22 protein-coding genes and 1 pseudogene are annotated in these 11,898 nt (G+C 38.3%); 12 read left to right on the top strand and 11 right to left on the bottom strand.

Annotated elements, in window-relative coordinates; genetic code table 11:
* Window positions 1-53 precede the first annotated feature (53 nt).
* The 5 genes from ABWT76_RS14135 to ABWT76_RS14115 all read left to right on the top strand — a co-directional run bounded on the left by ABWT76_RS14135 (window position 54) and on the right by ABWT76_RS14115 (window position 2,210).
* On the top strand, window positions 54-434 hold the full coding sequence (locus tag ABWT76_RS14135) for a transposase family protein (protein WP_354636292.1): 381 nt from the start codon (window positions 54-56) through the stop codon (window positions 432-434).
* A gap of 125 nt (window positions 435-559) precedes the next feature.
* Window positions 560-778 carry a transposase family protein gene (locus ABWT76_RS14130; protein WP_354636414.1) on the top strand — a complete coding sequence of 73 codons (219 nt, stop codon included), beginning with the start codon at window positions 560-562 and terminating at the stop codon, window positions 776-778.
* Window positions 779-804: 26 nt separating this feature from the next.
* Complete coding sequence (locus tag ABWT76_RS14125) at window positions 805-948, top strand: hypothetical protein (RefSeq protein ID WP_354636413.1); 144 nt, start codon at window positions 805-807, stop codon at window positions 946-948.
* A gap of 175 nt (window positions 949-1,123) precedes the next feature.
* Entirely contained in the window at window positions 1,124-1,615 is a 492-nt protein-coding gene (locus tag ABWT76_RS14120) for a transposase (RefSeq protein WP_072160664.1), read from the top strand.
* Window positions 1,616-2,057: 442 nt separating this feature from the next.
* Complete coding sequence (locus ABWT76_RS14115; RefSeq protein ID WP_156331547.1) at window positions 2,058-2,210, top strand: hypothetical protein; 153 nt, start codon at window positions 2,058-2,060, stop codon at window positions 2,208-2,210.
* A 53-nt stretch (window positions 2,211-2,263) separates the two neighbouring features.
* On the opposite strand, the gene ABWT76_RS14110 is transcribed toward ABWT76_RS14115, so the two are convergent.
* Entirely contained in the window at window positions 2,264-2,479 is a 216-nt protein-coding gene (locus ABWT76_RS14110; protein ID WP_054465009.1) for a hypothetical protein, read from the bottom strand.
* 3 nt (window positions 2,480-2,482) lie between these two features.
* Window positions 2,483-2,912, bottom strand: a pseudogene (locus ABWT76_RS14105) (type II toxin-antitoxin system VapC family toxin).
* Between the two features lie 184 nt (window positions 2,913-3,096).
* On the opposite strand from ABWT76_RS14105, the gene ABWT76_RS14100 reads away from it, so the two are divergent.
* Window positions 3,097-3,390, top strand: coding sequence for a UPF0175 family protein (locus ABWT76_RS14100; protein ID WP_054465010.1), 294 nt, complete (start codon window positions 3,097-3,099; stop codon window positions 3,388-3,390).
* Window positions 3,391-3,410: 20 nt separating this feature from the next.
* On the opposite strand, the gene ABWT76_RS14095 is transcribed toward ABWT76_RS14100, so the two are convergent.
* The 4 genes from ABWT76_RS14095 to vap15 all read right to left on the bottom strand — a co-directional run bounded on the left by ABWT76_RS14095 (window position 3,411) and on the right by vap15 (window position 4,887).
* Window positions 3,411-3,785 carry a DUF5615 family PIN-like protein gene (locus tag ABWT76_RS14095; RefSeq protein ID WP_054465011.1) on the bottom strand — a complete coding sequence of 125 codons (375 nt, stop codon included), beginning with the start codon at window positions 3,783-3,785 and terminating at the stop codon, window positions 3,411-3,413.
* Window positions 3,782-4,060 (bottom strand): DUF433 domain-containing protein, encoded by a 279-nt coding sequence (locus tag ABWT76_RS14090; RefSeq protein ID WP_313890576.1) that lies wholly within the window; start codon window positions 4,058-4,060, stop codon window positions 3,782-3,784. The genes ABWT76_RS14095 and ABWT76_RS14090 overlap by 4 nt, the downstream gene beginning before the upstream one ends.
* 181 nt (window positions 4,061-4,241) lie before the next feature.
* Window positions 4,242-4,673, bottom strand: a complete 432-nt coding sequence (locus ABWT76_RS14085; RefSeq protein ID WP_199317286.1) for a putative toxin-antitoxin system toxin component, PIN family — start codon at window positions 4,671-4,673, stop codon at window positions 4,242-4,244.
* Window positions 4,642-4,887: a type II toxin-antitoxin system VapB15 family antitoxin gene (vap15, locus tag ABWT76_RS14080; RefSeq protein WP_354636291.1), complete on the bottom strand. Its 246-nt coding sequence runs from the start codon at window positions 4,885-4,887 to the stop codon at window positions 4,642-4,644. Before vap15 ends, ABWT76_RS14085 begins: the two co-directional genes overlap by 32 nt.
* A 249-nt stretch (window positions 4,888-5,136) precedes the next feature.
* Here vap15 and ABWT76_RS14075 point away from each other — a divergent pair, with 249 nt between their 5' ends.
* On the top strand, window positions 5,137-5,424 hold the full coding sequence (locus ABWT76_RS14075) for a type II toxin-antitoxin system HigB family toxin (protein ID WP_054465014.1): 288 nt from the start codon (window positions 5,137-5,139) through the stop codon (window positions 5,422-5,424).
* 2 nt (window positions 5,425-5,426) lie between these two features.
* The gene (locus ABWT76_RS14070) at window positions 5,427-5,648 is read left to right on the top strand and encodes a hypothetical protein (protein ID WP_054465015.1); all 222 of its coding nucleotides are present in this window, start codon (window positions 5,427-5,429) and stop codon (window positions 5,646-5,648) included.
* A 300-nt stretch (window positions 5,649-5,948) separates the two neighbouring features.
* Here the strand turns inward: ABWT76_RS14070 and ABWT76_RS14065 are convergent, their stop codons facing one another.
* On the bottom strand, window positions 5,949-6,137 hold the full coding sequence (locus ABWT76_RS14065) for a type II toxin-antitoxin system HicB family antitoxin (RefSeq protein WP_354636290.1): 189 nt from the start codon (window positions 6,135-6,137) through the stop codon (window positions 5,949-5,951).
* A gap of 210 nt (window positions 6,138-6,347) precedes the next feature.
* Here ABWT76_RS14065 and ABWT76_RS14060 point away from each other — a divergent pair, with 210 nt between their 5' ends.
* The 4 genes from ABWT76_RS14060 to ABWT76_RS14045 all read left to right on the top strand — a co-directional run bounded on the left by ABWT76_RS14060 (window position 6,348) and on the right by ABWT76_RS14045 (window position 7,603).
* Complete coding sequence (locus ABWT76_RS14060) at window positions 6,348-6,527, top strand: hypothetical protein (RefSeq protein WP_231636616.1); 180 nt, start codon at window positions 6,348-6,350, stop codon at window positions 6,525-6,527.
* Window positions 6,528-6,534: 7 nt separating this feature from the next.
* Window positions 6,535-6,858, top strand: coding sequence for a helix-turn-helix domain-containing protein (locus ABWT76_RS14055; protein ID WP_054465021.1), 324 nt, complete (start codon window positions 6,535-6,537; stop codon window positions 6,856-6,858).
* Between the two features lie 131 nt (window positions 6,859-6,989).
* A complete protein-coding gene (locus ABWT76_RS14050) occupies window positions 6,990-7,229 on the top strand; it encodes a UPF0175 family protein (protein WP_354636289.1) in 240 nt (79 codons plus the stop codon).
* A gap of 2 nt (window positions 7,230-7,231) precedes the next feature.
* Window positions 7,232-7,603, top strand: coding sequence for a hypothetical protein (locus ABWT76_RS14045; protein WP_354636288.1), 372 nt, complete (start codon window positions 7,232-7,234; stop codon window positions 7,601-7,603).
* A gap of 60 nt (window positions 7,604-7,663) precedes the next feature.
* Here ABWT76_RS14045 and ABWT76_RS14040 read toward each other — a convergent pair whose 3' ends face one another.
* The 4 genes from ABWT76_RS14040 to ABWT76_RS14025 form a co-directional block, all read right to left on the bottom strand.
* On the bottom strand, window positions 7,664-8,092 hold the full coding sequence (locus ABWT76_RS14040) for a type II toxin-antitoxin system VapC family toxin (protein WP_354636287.1): 429 nt from the start codon (window positions 8,090-8,092) through the stop codon (window positions 7,664-7,666).
* Window positions 8,089-8,322 carry a hypothetical protein gene (locus tag ABWT76_RS14035; protein ID WP_354636286.1) on the bottom strand — a complete coding sequence of 78 codons (234 nt, stop codon included), beginning with the start codon at window positions 8,320-8,322 and terminating at the stop codon, window positions 8,089-8,091. The genes ABWT76_RS14040 and ABWT76_RS14035 overlap by 4 nt, the downstream gene beginning before the upstream one ends.
* A gap of 339 nt (window positions 8,323-8,661) precedes the next feature.
* Window positions 8,662-10,617 (bottom strand): RiPP maturation radical SAM C-methyltransferase, encoded by a 1,956-nt coding sequence (locus ABWT76_RS14030; protein ID WP_354636285.1) that lies wholly within the window; start codon window positions 10,615-10,617, stop codon window positions 8,662-8,664.
* Complete coding sequence (locus tag ABWT76_RS14025) at window positions 10,611-11,555, bottom strand: hypothetical protein (protein WP_354636284.1); 945 nt, start codon at window positions 11,553-11,555, stop codon at window positions 10,611-10,613. The genes ABWT76_RS14030 and ABWT76_RS14025 overlap by 7 nt, the downstream gene beginning before the upstream one ends.
* Window positions 11,556-11,898 lie beyond the last annotated feature (343 nt).

Genomic DNA, 11,898 nt, shown 5'->3' with positions numbered 1-11,898 from the left:
AAAGAAGTAAATTGTGGTATTATAGCAAATAGTTGTTAATTTAACCTGAAATTATGAGCAACATAATTGAGTATATTAATAACAATCCTGAAGAATCACATCGGTTATTAGGAATCGAGCATCAACAGTTAAAGCAACTTATAGAAAAAGCAATAAATATACATAATCAGAAAAAAGAATTGGCAGAATCTAAAAAATTCAGAATCATTAGGGTTGGAGGTGGACGTAAACCCAAATTAACCCTAGAATCACAAATAATTTTAACCTTAACATATTTACTTCATTTAACAACATTTCAGTTGCTGGGTATTCAGTTTGGCGTAAGTGAGACAACCGCCAATGATACGTTTAACTATTGGTTTCCCCTCCTGGGAGAAATCTTACCACCGAGTTTAATATCACAAAAAAAACTCCAGGGACTACGAAATTGTTAAAAAAAAGTTAACAAATTTTGAGTTAATTGTGGATAGCTACGAACAGCCTATAGAAAGATTTTCAGAATATGAGACTCAAAAAAATTATTACTCTGGTAAAAAAAAACTTATAAAAAAACCAGCTAATTGTCCTACCCAATGGTAAAGATATTGTAGATGTAGTCGCTGGTGAACCAGGTTCAAAAAGCGATCTAAGTTTATTTCGTGAAACTCATAAAGAATTTGAATCTAACCAAAGGTTCAATGGCGAGAAAGCTTATCAAGGAGAAAAGTCAATTAAAACCCCGGCGAAAAAATCGAAAAAACAAGAATTAACCCCTGAACAAAAGTTAAACAAAAGTTAAAAAACAAAGAACTAGCATCAGAGAAAATTTTTGTTGAACATTTAATTCGTTTAGTCAAGATATTTAGAGTATCACAACAAAAATTTAGATTAAATACCCAGAAATATGAACAAATAATTATGAATATTTGTGTGATTGTCCAATTACGGATTGGTAGTTTGATTTTATAGCTAGAACAATTGCATTTTTTCCAGATAAAATATGCTTCTTCGAGATGCTATTTTTTAGTTAATTTCCAATAACAGGCATTTTCAACCCTGATTCTATCGTACGTATAATCTGAATATCTACATAGCCTTCATTTACTCAAACGCAGTCATGGTGAAGCTTAGATTGTTTTCGGAGATGTCTATTGATGAGACAGCATTCTGGGTGGGGATGAGTCGGGAGGTGGCCAGGAGTGAAAAGGGTAAAAAGGCATTTTGTTTAAGACCCTTTTATAAAGGGAGAAAAATGACCTTAATTGGGGCAATAAGTATTGAAGGAGTTGTAGCGAAAAAAGTAATTGAAGGCTCGATGAAAGGGAAGGACTTTAAGGAGTTTGTAGAGGATGACCTGGTTCCTAAGCTGAAGCCAGGGGATGTGGTAGTGATGAATAACCTGAATATTCATTCCATTGAAGGTATTGAAGAATTAATCACGGCTACGGGAGCTAGAGTAGAATATTTACCACCCTACTCACCAGGCTTTAATCCGATTTCTATGTTGTGGTCAACAGTGAAGTCACTGATAAGAATGTTCCCAACAAGAGCAATGGAAGTGCTAGAAAAGTTAATTGAAGTTGCTCTGATTATGAGCGGAAAAGACAGCTTCAATAACTGGTTTACTAAATGCTGATATTGTAATTAGTAATTATCGAATAAGCTGTAAGCATTTGATAATATGTATTACCTTCAAAAAAATCCATAAAATCTCCTAGTTCACCTTTTTGAAATTTTTCATAAAAATTATGAGATTATGGTATTACATATGATATTTTTTTTGAATTTTTTTTAGTTTGTGTTACAAATTAGCAATCTAGTTTTATTGATAAAACTTCTGGAGTTCACGTTTAAAGCATTGCCGCTATTCATCAGAAAGCGAAGTAATAATTTGCACCAAAGATTAGACTAATTTTTGATTCATAATAGCTGTCAATTTTTATGAATAATATCCTCTAAAAGTTACCGATGTAGAAACCGATAATATCCACCAAGAGGCTGGTCTTGGTTGGACTGGCGGTTAGATGCATAAAATATGGATTTGCTCTTTATTATACCACATTCATTGAAACGATACGATGGGCGATCGCTCTTACTTATGCCAAGAAACCGGGTTTCTATTGCCATCTCAGTTAGGATGCACAAACCCATCAGAGAAACCCGGTTTCTTTGTCTCAGGGGCGCGATCGCTATCTACCCAGAAACCGGGTTTCTATTACCATCTCAGTTAGGATGCACAAACTTTCACAGAAACCTGGTTTCTTAGTCTTAGGCGCGATCGCTTCTAACTGGGGTTAGTTTCCTTTATTTCACCATCAAAATATCGTCCACTCCAACGGGTTTTTACACCGGGTGGGCGCGACAAAGTAACAACTTCTTTGCCGCTTTCTGCTTGCTTTTTGCGGAGGTCTTCAAATATAGAATTCAAATCGTAGTTGAAAGACTTGGCATAGCGATCGCGAATTTGATGAATTTCTTCGACAATTTCATCTTTCCACATGGACTAATCTCCCATCAGTTCGTTTGGCGTACAGAGAACAGGCAGCACATAGCCAAAATCAAGACTAATTTCGGCTAGTTTTCCTTGAATCTGGGCATTGGCGATGTGCTTACGGCGGCGATGTGGATCGCGTCTATGTTAGCTTTAGGGGGCAAATTACTGCGGGCTAAAAATTGTGCGGCCAAGGCTTGTACCGCCTGATTCAAGGCCAGCAAAGGAAAATCACTTAAAATATCTAGTCGTTGGGCGGCGATCGCCGGATCACCTTGTGCCACTTCGTCTAAAACGGCTTCTGATGTATAAAGAGTAAAGGCGTTCCGGCTTCCCACCAGTCTCTTGTAATCTCCATGTTGGCAGCGATAATCAAGTTTTTGGTCGATCTAGCGGTGAGATACCCTAAAATACTTGTTTCGATGTAAACAGTCTCATTCATATAGATAAAGGTCAACTCACTCTATTTTAGGGGAAGGCGATCGCTATCTACCCAGAAACCGGGTTTCTGGTCAAATCTTAGTAAAGACGCAAAAACTCATCAGACAAACCCGGTTTCTGTATTCCCCGTCGCTCTCCGGTGTGCTAAGATTGAAGCAGGAAAATTAAGCCCAGGAGAGAACACCATGAGTTTAGTGATTTCCGATGATTTAGTAAAGGCTAGTGGCTTTTCTGAAAATGAATTATTTGGGGAAATTGTGCTGATGTTATTTCAGCAAGATAAAATTAGTTTAGGGAAAGCCAGTGAGTTATTGGGGCTGCATAGGATGCAGTTTCAAAAACTGATTTCTGAACGAGGTATTTGCGTCCATTATGATATTGATGAGTTTCAGGAAGACCTCAAAACTTTAGAGGAAAGCGTCTCGCTGGAAATCGTTTTAACTTCCTCAGCATCCGCAGATCCTTTCAGCCCGCTATAAGAGAATTGTTAGACATTACTTCATCGAATTGGCAGCTTACGAATCCGCACAGAATCATCATTAATTGTCACCGCTGCACCTTCTGTCAGTTCTGTTTCCACAGTCGGTAAAACATCTAGGAGTTTTTGTGTCACCAAATCCGGTTTTACAGAAGACAATCGTAATGTGATTAAACTGGGCAGTCCATAGTTGCTGAGAGCCACCAGCATGGAAAAATCTAGGTCTTGGGTTAAAATAACCCTACCTTGTACCCTCGCAAGTGCCAAAATCTCCGCATCAGCAGCAGTCGCAGGTAATAAATCTGTAGTCCTGACTATATCGTAGCCCTGTGCCTTTAACGCCGCAACTGTCAAAGGAGAAATATGAACGTCGGCAATTAAACGCATACTACTCATACTGAAGTGAAGCTAACAACGCGATCGGATACCGCCCAGGCTGCATAATTGAGCGCCTGACGAATGTCTTCTTCCTCCAATTCTGGATACGATTCTAAAATTTCTGGCACAGATAAGTGACTAGCGAGTAGTTTGAGGACAAATTCTACAGTGATCCGCATTCCCCGGATCGTTGGCTGTCCAAGGCATACTGCTGGGTTGATAGTAATACGATCTAGTTCGGCGATCGCCATGAGACTCCTTGAAGTATCTTGACTTTCCCTCCATTCTGACATAAAGGCGATCGCTGTCTACCCAGAAACCGGGTTTCTAGCGAAATCTTGGTAAAGATGCAGAAACCTATCAGAGAAACCCGGTTTCTTAGTCTAGGGGATATGGTATCCGCAGCTTTAAATTGTTAGATATTGCCAATTCACTGGATTATCTGTTGGCAAAACGAATCATTGCCGGGTAAGTTTATGGATTTATCTGCTCTAAAAAATCCTGGTAAGTAATAATTTTTGTACCGGCAAAACTACCTAAAGTTAATAAATCTGCATCCCCTGTAATCAAGAAATTCGCTTGACTATCTTTAGCCAATGCCAATAAAAAATTATCTTTGGCATCCCGACAAAGAGAAACTTCCGATCTGATTTCTATGGATACCCCAATAACCGCCAAAAGCTCTAGCAGTTCTTTGACTTTATCAGCCGAAAAATATTTTTGGAGTTTTGGTCTTTGCGTCACCCGATTAATTTCTTCTGTGATTTGTTCACAAAAGACGACTTGAACAGTCTGACTGACGATTAACTCTTTAAGATTCGCTAATTCTTTGCCAATCAGGAAACTAATCCAAAGATTAGTATCAATAATCACTTTAATTTGCTGATTTTTTAGCATAATTAGCATAAATTTCACTTCTGACGGATTCAACTTCTTGAGTAATTGTATCTAGGGATAGTTCATCAGTTTTGAATGACTCTAAAAGGGCGGTTAATTTACTGTCTAACAATTCTTTAGCCAGTTCTTGACTTAATTGCAGTTTTTCGGGTTCGGGCAGTTGTTTGACCAAGGTTAAAACTTGCTCAAAGTTTAGAGAGAGTTGATATTGAGTTTGCGTCATGGTTTCTGAGGATTGAGAGTACAGTAATATTTTAACTAAATTTTCCTTCCTGAAACCGGGTTTCTAGGAAAATCTTAGTAAAGATGCATAATTCCTAACAGAAACCCGGTTTTTTAGTCTCAGGGGCGATTCCGCGAAGCGGATACCTAGAGGGAATCGCGTTTTTCGTTCTTTGGAGAGGAAATTTAAGGAGCGCGACGCAGACATTCAAACCGATGATATAATTGGGTAATATCCCTGAGTTTCATTATGCACGTTATCACACGCAAACGGCTCAATGAATTTGCGGCAAAATACCCGGACACAGAAAGCGCATTGGCTCGTTGGTATCAACTGGTGAAATCAGGAACATTTAATTCCTTTGTTGAACTTCGTAACGAGTTTCCCAGTGCTGACCAAGTTGATAACCTCACAGTGTTTAATATTGGTGGGAACAAAGTCCGGTTAATAGCGGCGATTCACTATAATCGACAAAAAATTTATATTCGGGCAGTTTTGACTCATGCAGAGTACGATCAAGGAAAATGGAGAGAGTAAAAATGTTGAGCATTGATGAAACTCAAAAATTGTGGCAGCCCCTAGCAACTAAATTAGTCATTCCCCGCGATGAAGCCAGTTATCAATATCTGGTTGATTGGCTCGATCGCCTGATTGATGAAGTTGGCGAAGATGAAGCACATCCTCTCGCTTCACTGATGGATATTCTCGGTGTTTTAATTGAACAATATGAAAGCGATCGGGTTCCTGAACTTCAAGACTGATGGTTTCATTTCTGATAATCGATCGCCCCTCTATTTTTCGGTAAAGTCAATCTGGGGATTTTTCACCACGGAGACACAGAGAACACCGAGAAGGAATTTACAAGCAATTTACAATGAGAGCGATCGCCTATATTTGAAGAGTAATTTAATCAGAGCGATCGCTATCTACCCAAAAACCGGGTTTGTATTGCCATCTCAGTTAGGATGCAGAAACTCTCACAGAAACCCGGTTTCTAAGTCTCAGGCGCGATCGCTTCTTCAACAAAATCATTTTATTTCATTCTGTTGCAGGGTCTTTTTTTATTCGTCTGTTGGCTCTATTTTTTTCAGGCTATTATTCGCAACACTCAGCCAACCCTCAACGGCATCTTGTAAATTATGCGTAACCTCTTCCCAGGTATCGCCTTCGGTAATGCAACCGGGAAGGGCTGGGCCTTCTGCCCAATAGCCCCCTTTTTCTGCTGGATGAATAATGGCTTTAATTTTCATAAACTTAGCTTCATCAGTTTCTTAAGTTCAGTCTAAGTAGGTGGGCAGAAATAAATGCACCACATACCATATCAGAAAAAAACTGTCATTCCCGCGAAGGCGGGAATCCAAAGCCTATCGGTGGGGAACGAAAAGTGCAATTAATTATGTTCACCTACTTAGCAGTATTCAGGGATTGACATGATATGCCAAAAATAGCATAATTGAGGCATGAGTGAATTACTAAAACCAGTTGAGTGGGTTGGCAGTTCTCTTGAGGATTTAAAGGCGTTCCCGGAGGAGGTTCGGCAAGGTGTTGGTTATGCGCTATATCTGGCTCAATGTGGTGAAAAGCACCCCTCTGCGAAACCACTCAAAGGCTTTAATTCAGAAAATTACATCAATCAGTAGGAAAAATATGAATCAGCCCATTAAAGTACAAGCAGGCAGTGGCAATGTCTTCGCAGATTTAGAGTTAGAAAATTCTGATGAATTACTGGTCAAGGCAGAACTTGCCCGGAGAATTAGTGGTATTATCTCCGCCCAAAATATGACTCAAACTGAGGCGGCACAAATGTTAGGAATTGACCAGCCTAAAGTGTCAGCATTAGTGAATGGCAAGCTATCGGGTTTTTCCACTACTCGGTTGTTTCGTTTTTTAAATGCGTTGGGTCGAGATGTGGAAATCGTAGTAAAACCCAAGTCTTTTAGACAAGCTGAAACACGAGTGGTGGCGTTGTAGAGAAACCGGGTTTCTGGTCAAATCTTAGTAAAGATGCAGAAACCCATCAGAGAAACCTGGTTTCTGTATTTCCCGTCGCTCCCCGGTCTGCTAATATTGAAGCAGGAAAATTAAGCCCAGGAGCGAACACCATGAGTTTAGTGATTTCCGATGATTTAGTAAAGGCTAGTGGCTTTTCTGAAAATGAATTATTTGGGGAAATTGTGCTGATGTTATTTCAGCAAGATAAAATTAGTTTAGGGAAAGCCAGTGAGTTATTGGGGCTGCATCGGATGCAGTTTCAAAAACTGATTTCTGAGCGAGGTATTTGCGTACATTATGATATCACTGAGTTTCAGGAAGACCTCAAAACTTTAGAGGAAACCGAGTAGTAATGATTGTTGTCAGCAACACTTCACCGATTTCCAATTTGGCGAATGTCGGGCAACTTAGTCTAATATCCCAGCTTTATGGGAGGATTTTAATTCCCTGGGCGGTGTATGAGGAATTATTGGATCCCAGGGCTGGGGAAACTGTGATTACAGCAGTGCGATCGGCACCTTGGATAGATATTCAATCCGTACAGAATCAAGGATTAGTTAATGATTTAAGAACTCGTGTCAATGTGGGAGAGGCTGAAGCCATTGCCCTGGCGATCGCTTTCACATCCCGCAGAAAATCGTTGAGTTTCTATGGTAAATATTTGTGGTTGTTGGGTTTTGTTCCAAGGGTCCAACCTACTAAGCTAAAGAAACCGGGTTTCTAGCAAAATTTTAGTAAAGATGCAGAATTCCTGAAAGAAACCCGGTTTCTGTATTCCCCTACTTCAAATTGTCCAATCCTCTATTGCTAATCCTGCCACTTTGCTAAAGTCTCGATGATTACGAGTTAATAAAATCATTTGCCGAGAAAGCGCGATCGCGGCAATTCGCGCATCCATCTGAGCCAGTTGAATCCGTTGTGAGTTTAACTGCTCTAAGGTTTGGGCGGCGATCGCATCAAAAGAGAGAATGGGTAATCGTTGAAAGTCAGCTACTAGCCGTCCCATGAGTTCATAACCTTTAACCAATTCATTGGGATAACGAGCGCGGTTAATATAGGCATGACAGCCCAGCATTTGTTCCTGAATTGTGATAATTGAAATAGCAAAATTATCCAGGTCATATTGAGCCATTCGTGCCACAAGATTGTGATAATCTGCCCCAGATTGACGTTGCAGAATACTCAGATGATCTGTATCTAATAAATATCTCATGCTATTTCTGATAGGTCTAATACTTCTGATGGGTCTAATACGGACTCATCCCCTCGGCGAATTGCTTGCCCTAATGCGAGGATTTCTTCAAAAGCCGGTTCATCTTTAAAAGAGCCGCTAATTTGCTCTAACCAGTTGCTCGATTTTGGATGGGCAATCTGTTTTTGAATTTGAGTAATGGCTGCTTCTACTGCTGCCATGCGTTCTTCTAGTGAAGTGTTGGTTGTCATGGATTTCAAAAAGTAGGGTTTCAAACTATTGTAGCGCAAGGCTTGAAGTGCCGAGAAACCGGGTTTCTAGCAAAATCTCTGTGAGGAGGCAGAAACTCTGACAGAAACCCGGTTTCTATATCTATGCTAGAACTATTGGCGGATGTAGGAGCGATCGCTTTCACATCCCGAAAGGAATCTTTGTAGCATCCGCTGCGCTGACTTTTTAGACTGACAAATGATTGTTGTAGGTTGGGTTGAGGCGACGCTATTGCTAACCCAACCTGCCGATCAACGATTGAAGCTAGTGTAACTTTACTCCACAATAAATGTTAATTTTTTCTCTATCCTTTAATAGGTTCATCCCAGTCTCTCCTGAATACCAAATACGGCATATTCATCGTCATTACCAATATAAGTATATCCACTTGGATTCTCCTCAAATGAGCAAAGACACGACATATTTTCAGAAATAGCTAAACTTAAAAAACGATTACTAATTTTTATGATAATATTTAACTTTTGCAACTCATTAAGTATCAATTGAACTTCATCTAGTGAACAATATAAGTTATATTGCTTAGATAGTTCTCTAAGAATTTCTTTTAAGGTTAAGGCACGATCGCAAATAAGATATATTTTTTGATGTAAGTCCGTAAGGGTTAGTGAACGATATAAAGCACAAGGTCTTGTATCTAATATTTTTAATTCTTCGTCTTGAATACTCATAAGCAATGAAGGAGGTGAATCTGATTGAAATACTTGATTCCATTGAGATACAAACTTTTGTACTTTTTTCAGACCTGACCGTTTTTCTGTTTTCAATAAAGACAAATCATCAATATCCGATTCACTATTATCGTCAAAGTAATAACATATATTTTTTATATCTTTTAGCGATAAAGGATAAACATAGTTGTAGTTTGGAGATGGACTGAGATTAAGTCCAAACTCATCAGGATGCTCACAGTAGGGACTAAATCTATGATATTGAACTCTAGATAACCCGGACGGTGGTTGTAAATGGATAATTAAAGGTAACCATTTTGCCATTTCTAAATACCATTGATCTAATTCCCCAGGCAAACGACATAACATATTCCAAGCAACTCGTAATCCATACTCACGACACCACTTAAGCAATTGAACATTGATAGCGGTAGTGGTTCCTTTTTTCATCAATTTTAAAACGGAATCATCTAATGCTTCAATACCTGGTTGAATCCAAATCACTCCTGCTTGCACTAACTTTTTTACCTGTCTTCGAGTCAAATTTGATTTAGTTTCATAAAATAGCTGATATTTTTCCTTCTGTTCTGCCAGAATTGGTAGAAGCTCTTCTAAATGCTGCATTGATAAAATGTTATCAACAACAGAGAATTTATAAATCCCATAACGTCTGGATAATTCAAAAAACTCCTCAACAACACGGTTTATAGACTTAGAACGATAAGTCATTCCATCACCGTTTAACCCACAGAATGTACAGTGGCTCTTTTGTCCCCACCAACAACCACGCGAGGTCTCTATGAGTAACCCTGGATCCACTATTCCCTTAAGAGAGGATTTATTAAGAGCATCGAAATAGTCATCATAATCTGGAATTGGTATATTGTCTAAATAATCCACAGTTGCTCTAGGAGGCTGTAGAACAAAATGAGCTTTATCGCGATGCAATGGAGCGAGAACACCATAGGGCAGTGTATTAGAATTACTGCTAATACCTCCGGTTAGAATCAGTTGGCACAATTCGGGAAAAATATTGTCTCCCTCTCCTGAAATAACATAATCTATCCAAGAAAACATCTGGTGAGTAGTTAGTCCCATCTCACTTTCACAATTCGCCCCTCCCATTATTGTTGTAATATTAGGATTTAACTCTCGAATTCGCCTCAGTATAGCTAGAGATGAGCAATGTTGCTGAAATGTCGAACTACAACTAACTATCTTAGGTTGCATATTGACAATTTGTTGAGCTAAATTGTCAATAAATTTTGTGGCTGAATCACGAATTTTCCATAATATATTTTGCTTTGATTTGTCAAGATTGATACACTTGAAGTAATCCTCTGGATTAGGATTAAAATCAGGAAATGCTGCCTCTGAAAAAGTCCATTCTCCAAGTAAATCACTAGGCAATCTATAGTCTATTGACTCATACCAGTTGAGACCAATTTTTTCGGCAAATTTAATATTTGCATAGACTACTTTTGATTTTATGCCTTTCTGCTTTAAAGAGGATTTCAACAAGCCAATTGCAATAGAAGGACGCTCAATAGCAGCATAAGGCATCAGAATAAAGCAAACATCTAGCATAGATCATTATAGTATTCAATGTTGGTAGTGATAAAATCAAAATGATAGCCTACTTCACCATTTCCTATGCCTAAGTGTAGACCCTCGATCCCCTCATTTACTTGCGAGTTGAAATTCCAGTTAACATTATTCTGAAGTTTATAGTTAAAACCAATAGCAAACTCGGTTATATTAGGCAATTTTGTTTTATCCTCACTTATCAAGTCTGTAAAATGATTCAAATATTCAATGTTATCAATTAGAACAGAAGTTAACTTATTGTTATTAACTATTATTTTCATGCTTGATGATTGACTCACTAGATACATCAAATTATCAGCGAAACAGCGATTGTAGTTTTCAAGTCTAAAATCAATTCCTTTTGCCATTAAAAAACCTTCAACATCTAAATAGCCATCTATCTTGACTGATCCGTCTTGGTCAATTCGATTTTCTAAAGCAATCTCAAAATACTCTGCAACTGAACGGGGATTATCTACTTCTAAAACTATGTTGTTAATAGTGGATATCTCAATTGATTGGCTTAGATCGCATCTTAGACCAGATCCCCTACCCCAAAAGGACAAAGGCCGCTCAATTTCTGAAAATACAGGATACCATTCATGATGCTTTGTTACTGCATATTCAAAATCAGAAGCTAATAACTTCTGTATAGAGTAAATTAAAGTGTCAATATTAACATCAAATGCTACTTGTGGTAGTAAAAGTATCCTTTTGCCTTTTATATTTCTGAACTTAACGAAGGAATCCCAATTAGTACAAACAAATATAAAATTGCTTGTAACTTCTCTATTATCAAAAGTTTCTATCAAGTTAGCGTCAATATTAAGTAAACAAATATCATTAACACCTTCAATATTACTTAAAGGGTTAATTATTTGAGCAGAATCAACTAATATCGAATATTTTTGATTGTCAAATATGGCTGAAATAGTCATAAGTTTAGGGATTTTATTTAATCGTGATATTCAAGTCAGCTTTTCTAGCTTTTTTACTATTTGAGAAAGCAAGCAAAATTGAATTCAATTCAGCAATACTTGCTTCCTCAAAGTAGAATGACTTACTGCAACTTTCGACAAGACTAGGCGATCCAGCTGGCTTTAGTTCTTATGACGGATACCTTGCGTTGTTGACTTTGTGTGTTTAGTTTAGGGGATGACTCTTGAGCAATTAATGATGAATCATTAACAATCTCTGTCTTATTTGTGGGCTTGTAATCGTTGATGATGATCATAAATAACTCCTTCAAAAAGTTTTTTTGGTAGATTGATTACTTTCCAA

Origin of the sequence: Planktothricoides raciborskii GIHE-MW2 (genome assembly GCF_040564635.1) — a bacterium.
GTDB classification, from domain to species: Bacteria; Cyanobacteriota; Cyanobacteriia; order Cyanobacteriales; family Laspinemataceae; genus Planktothricoides; species Planktothricoides raciborskii.
The sequence above is the reverse complement of the archived record's forward strand: the minus strand, read 5'-3'. Positions and strand labels throughout refer to the sequence as shown.

Coding starts and splice junctions, on each gene's coding strand:
- ABWT76_RS14135 (WP_354636292.1), top strand. CDS start 54: ATGAGCAACATAATTGAGTATATTAATAACAATCCTGAAGAATCACAT.
- ABWT76_RS14120 (WP_072160664.1), top strand. CDS start 1,124: ATGTCTATTGATGAGACAGCATTCTGGGTGGGGATGAGTCGGGAGGTG.
- ABWT76_RS14115 (WP_156331547.1), top strand. CDS start 2,058: ATGGGCGATCGCTCTTACTTATGCCAAGAAACCGGGTTTCTATTGCCA.
- ABWT76_RS14110 (WP_054465009.1), bottom strand. CDS start 2,479: ATGTGGAAAGATGAAATTGTCGAAGAAATTCATCAAATTCGCGATCGC.
- ABWT76_RS14100 (WP_054465010.1), top strand. CDS start 3,097: ATGAGTTTAGTGATTTCCGATGATTTAGTAAAGGCTAGTGGCTTTTCT.
- ABWT76_RS14095 (WP_054465011.1), bottom strand. CDS start 3,785: ATGAGTAGTATGCGTTTAATTGCCGACGTTCATATTTCTCCTTTGACA.
- ABWT76_RS14090 (WP_313890576.1), bottom strand. CDS start 4,060: ATGTCAGAATGGAGGGAAAGTCAAGATACTTCAAGGAGTCTCATGGCG.
- ABWT76_RS14085 (WP_199317286.1), bottom strand. CDS start 4,673: ATGCTAATTATGCTAAAAAATCAGCAAATTAAAGTGATTATTGATACT.
- vap15 (WP_354636291.1), bottom strand. CDS start 4,887: ATGACGCAAACTCAATATCAACTCTCTCTAAACTTTGAGCAAGTTTTA.
- ABWT76_RS14075 (WP_054465014.1), top strand. CDS start 5,137: ATGCACGTTATCACACGCAAACGGCTCAATGAATTTGCGGCAAAATAC.
- ABWT76_RS14070 (WP_054465015.1), top strand. CDS start 5,427: ATGTTGAGCATTGATGAAACTCAAAAATTGTGGCAGCCCCTAGCAACT.
- ABWT76_RS14065 (WP_354636290.1), bottom strand. CDS start 6,137: ATGAAAATTAAAGCCATTATTCATCCAGCAGAAAAAGGGGGCTATTGG.
- ABWT76_RS14060 (WP_231636616.1), top strand. CDS start 6,348: ATGAGTGAATTACTAAAACCAGTTGAGTGGGTTGGCAGTTCTCTTGAG.
- ABWT76_RS14055 (WP_054465021.1), top strand. CDS start 6,535: ATGAATCAGCCCATTAAAGTACAAGCAGGCAGTGGCAATGTCTTCGCA.
- ABWT76_RS14050 (WP_354636289.1), top strand. CDS start 6,990: ATGAGTTTAGTGATTTCCGATGATTTAGTAAAGGCTAGTGGCTTTTCT.
- ABWT76_RS14045 (WP_354636288.1), top strand. CDS start 7,232: ATGATTGTTGTCAGCAACACTTCACCGATTTCCAATTTGGCGAATGTC.
- ABWT76_RS14040 (WP_354636287.1), bottom strand. CDS start 8,092: ATGAGATATTTATTAGATACAGATCATCTGAGTATTCTGCAACGTCAA.
- ABWT76_RS14035 (WP_354636286.1), bottom strand. CDS start 8,322: ATGACAACCAACACTTCACTAGAAGAACGCATGGCAGCAGTAGAAGCA.
- ABWT76_RS14030 (WP_354636285.1), bottom strand. CDS start 10,617: ATGCTAGATGTTTGCTTTATTCTGATGCCTTATGCTGCTATTGAGCGT.
- ABWT76_RS14025 (WP_354636284.1), bottom strand. CDS start 11,555: ATGACTATTTCAGCCATATTTGACAATCAAAAATATTCGATATTAGTT.